Below are 3828 nucleotides of genomic sequence, written 5' to 3' on the forward strand. Positions count from 1 at the left end.
ACCAACAAGAAAGTGACGCCCATCAGCCGTTGAGTAGATTGTGAGCATGATGCGACACATTCCGAAGAGGGGATTTTACACAGCATTTTGGACTTGATCGGTTGTCCAACGTAAGCCGTGCCAAAGTCCACTTGTGCTTCACCGCCGGGATGTTCAAGTCGCTCATAGCTCTTAGCATGTTCCAACTTGAGCTCTTTCCGACGTTTGGCCACATACTCCTCAACGGTACGCCGACCACCTTCGAACCCGTATTCACCACACAGGCGGTCAAAGATTCGTTTCGCAGTGTACCGCTGCTTGCGGGGCAGTGTCTGTTCCTCAGTCAACCAAGTATCGATGATGTCAAGGTACGGACCGAGAACAGGATATCGTTTCTTGCGTCGCTGTATGGGCGCATTCCAATCATTCCTCGTGGCATATTTCTTGGCGGTACGCCAATTGATTCCCATGTTTCTCGCAATCTCGGAAATCGAATAATCCTCATTCTCGTACAAAAACTTGATATACTGTTGCTGTGGCACTTTCAGCATCCTCTCTCACCACCCTAAAGGTCTTCGACAAACCCAAGGGTAGAATTAGTAGAGTGGTGTTGCAAGTGCCCATTCATTTTTCCGCTTTGTAAAAACCGCAGGCTAGCTCTGCATTTTTACGCTGCGTTTTTTTGCACTTTTATTATGCGGTATACACTGACAGCAAGGACACGGGATGCATTCCTCACTCCGAACAAAAAACTCGGGGGGACTGCTCAACGAGCTGATAATCTGATAGAATTATCATATGGGTTGGGGACGTTTCCTGTTGCACTGTTAGGGCAGTGCAACGCAACAGGAGACGTCCTTTTCCATTCCTAGGATAAGGACATGATATACGTCAAATCCCGGACAGGCAATTCAGTCAACTTTCGGCCATTATGGATTGGCCAAAACACCAGGACTGCCAGCCCGTCGATAGACTTACGAAGGTCTGTACTGCCGCTCGCCAAGTACACTCGTTGCTCTGAATTTGCCTCATGGATGAGCATTTGCCAAAGCCTGAACGACCTGTATGAACAGTTTGGCGTTGAAGCCCTCAGACACTTCAATCCTGGCTTGACCAACCTGAACAGTGAGCGCTTCGTTACTGCTCGGTTTAATGACTGATTCCATCTCCACTGAAAGCCAACGAACCTCTCCGTTTGAAGGCTTTCGTCGATTCTCTCGAAGCTTGCTGGACCAGTAGCGGAAACGATGGATATTGATTCCTTGCTCCGCACACCAGTCTGTAGCAGTTTGCCCACTAGGCTCAAACTCGGCGAGGCGACCCTCCCATTCTTCACGTAGCTCGGTTCTTGACATGTGCCTCACTCTCCTCAGCTTCATTTGAGGAGATTATCCCGCCCAGAGCGTAGTCTTGCGAGGTGTGTTACGTTTTACGCTTACTGATGAAGGGAAATCTACAATTCAGTCCACTGTGGGACCGATGGTACTTTACACATGATAAAGTCGAATATGACTTGCATTGCGGAGACGCGATTGAAATCCGGGTTGGCGACAGATATTATGGCGCGAGAATTGAGTTGTGTGCCGAGGGATGGTATGTGATTTTCCGTGACGATGCACAGTGCAGTGACGCATTCGTGCTGATGCGCAACCGAACCTACGCTGCAAGGTGGATATATACCTAGACGAGCACGTTTGTAGAGGGGTCGCCAAAAGCGGCCCCTTTATTTTTCCAAATACCGACAAAGTGCGTGTGATCTCTGCGTCGATTCCAACCGACAATGACACTTGGAATTTCACCGACAAATAATTCGAGCGGCAACAAGAGAGGGCACAGTAATGGGCGACGGAAAAACTGAACTTTACCACCAAGTTGGTGAGTATATTGTTGATTTCCTCGTTAAACAAGGATATCTGAAAATTACAGATTCAACAAACACTAACAGATATTGGATAGTTGTAACGCAATAAGTAAGACAAGTTATTGAAGGTGGTCTTTACATTTGTTTAGTGTCGTAATCACTGTTTTGGTTACTCCCGAAAAAGGCAACTCTGTTGAAGAGTACTCCCGCAACAATAATGCTTAATGCAGAAGCAATGAACAATGACACTGGTCCTCCGTAGGCTAACAGTAAACCACCAATTGATGGGCCTAAGAAAAATCCGACTTGTCTCAACTCACCAGCGCCGTAATACAACGCGCTTTTATTATCTGGAGATATCCTCCCCATTACGACGTCAAAACAAGGAAAGAGTACGGATTCTCCGATAGAAACCACTATTGTTGCGATCACTGTCATAACGTAAGGCTCCCACTCTATAGCATAGAGAGCAAACCCTGCTGCTAAAAGAATAAAACCAAATAAAATGGACCTTCTTAAGGAGCTATTTTTAAAAAGCTTTAAGTGCCCAAGTTGAATTAGAATTACGACAATAGCGTTAAGGGACACTAGGAAACCATAATTTGGTCTAGTACCATGTGCATTTAGTATAACTACAGGCATGAGTGACTCGTAAGCTCCATAAGCAATCAAAATACATGTTCCGCTCATTATCCATAGTTGCAAACTGCCATCCTTAAGAACTGAAAAATTTTTGAGGATGCTTGGTTGGTCGTTCGATTCGTTTTTGAAATCACGTCTTCTAAGACCCGTAAATGTAATTATCAGGTAGACTAAAAACATCAGCATACTAATCAGAAATGTTTTTCCGTAGATAAACCTATAGGCAGCCACTCCGATTAGTGGCCCTATTACGCAAGAAACATTCTGTAGTAAATACCTTAATCTAAAATACCGCTCACTGTCCCCAGTTGATGAAAGATACCTTATCGCAGCACGACTAGAACTATCCGCCATTGCCTTACCTAAGCCCAATAAAAAGAGTGAAAAACAAAATATACTTATATTGGATGCAAAAGTCATTAAAAGAAATGACAGGCCATTTACAGCAGTTCCCCCACGAAGAGTATCCACGTACCCTCGACGCTGTGCCAACATTCCAGTGAAAAAACTCATACAAAATACTGTACCAGGCCATATACCTGAAATAAAACCAATCTGAACCGCTGAAAGATGAAATGCATCCACTGCATATATGTTAATAATTGGAATTGTGATGAATAGACCCAGTGTATTAAGGGCGCTTCCTAAAATCAGCGCCCACATTTTTGTATACCGCATTCCACAAATTCAAGCATCATAATTCTCCCAATCTGATGTGGTATCTATTCTTACCATAAAACAGAATAATCCCGAAGTAGTACCTCTATGTCATCATATATTTGTGAGTTTACCTCGGAAACAAAGACAAAGCTACCTAAGTTGTTAATATACGAAAATGAGCCTGTGTTTGACTGACCTACTTCTGGAACCTTTGACCACATTACTGAGGAAGGCATAGCCTTTGGTAATCGCACCTCAGTTATTCTCCGTTCACTTTCTGCGTAATATTCCTTCGGATACATAAGCCAACCATAATGTACTTCTGACTTATCATTTATAATAGGAATAATACCTAGTTGACACTGCAAATGAGCTTCATCTAAATTAAGCCCTATCGCTTTCTCAATAGTCGAAACAATTAGACCTCCGCCGGGACGAGCGCCTATTTCTAAGAATACTCTCTCTCCTTCATTTGTAAGGAAGGCCTCTAAGTGAAATGCACCATCAGGAATTCTCATTACATCATGAATTTGTTGAACAAACTCTTTCCAAAGCTCCTGCTCACGTCTGTCTCCAACTGAAACTGATCCAGTAGAGTCCAATATACTGTGTAAAAAGGGATGGCACCCCGGGGCATAAAATATGAGCCATCCGCCCCTCTTTGGTAGAATGTGAGATTGGAGAAA

3 protein-coding genes and 2 pseudogenes are annotated in these 3828 nt (G+C 44.0%); 1 reads left to right on the forward strand and 4 read right to left on the reverse strand.

Translation table 11 applies throughout. From position 1 onward, the window contains the following. Together J3482_RS19640 and tnpA are read right to left on the reverse strand one after the other, a co-directional pair. Positions 1 to 530 (reverse strand): annotated as a pseudogene (locus J3482_RS19640) (hypothetical protein); the annotation flags it as partial. A gap of 477 nt (positions 531 to 1007) precedes the next feature. Further along, a complete protein-coding gene (gene tnpA, locus J3482_RS19645; protein ID WP_146824935.1) occupies positions 1008 to 1334 on the reverse strand; it encodes an IS66 family insertion sequence element accessory protein TnpA in 327 nt (108 codons plus the stop codon). A gap of 86 nt (positions 1335 to 1420) precedes the next feature. On the opposite strand from tnpA, the gene J3482_RS21955 reads away from it, so the two are divergent. Next, positions 1421 to 1663, forward strand: coding sequence for a DUF5348 domain-containing protein (locus J3482_RS21955; RefSeq protein WP_161624328.1), 243 nt, complete (start codon positions 1421 to 1423; stop codon positions 1661 to 1663). A gap of 312 nt (positions 1664 to 1975) precedes the next feature. Here the strand turns inward: J3482_RS21955 and J3482_RS19655 are convergent, their stop codons facing one another. Beyond that, positions 1976 to 3145, reverse strand: coding sequence for an MFS transporter (locus tag J3482_RS19655; protein WP_188332435.1), 1170 nt, complete (start codon positions 3143 to 3145; stop codon positions 1976 to 1978). A gap of 65 nt (positions 3146 to 3210) precedes the next feature. Next, a pseudogene (locus J3482_RS19660) lies at positions 3211 to 3828 on the reverse strand (hypothetical protein); the annotation flags it as partial.

Origin of the sequence: Alicyclobacillus suci, assembly GCF_017329615.1 — a bacterium.
In the GTDB taxonomy this organism is placed as follows: Bacteria; Bacillota; Bacilli; order Alicyclobacillales; family Alicyclobacillaceae; genus Alicyclobacillus; species Alicyclobacillus suci.

Coding starts and splice junctions, on each gene's coding strand:
- tnpA (WP_146824935.1), bottom strand. CDS start 1,334: ATGTCAAGAACCGAGCTACGTGAAGAATGGGAGGGTCGCCTCGCCGAG.
- J3482_RS19655 (WP_188332435.1), bottom strand. CDS start 3,145: ATGTGGGCGCTGATTTTAGGAAGCGCCCTTAATACACTGGGTCTATTC.
- J3482_RS21955 (WP_161624328.1), top strand. CDS start 1,421: ATGAAGGGAAATCTACAATTCAGTCCACTGTGGGACCGATGGTACTTT.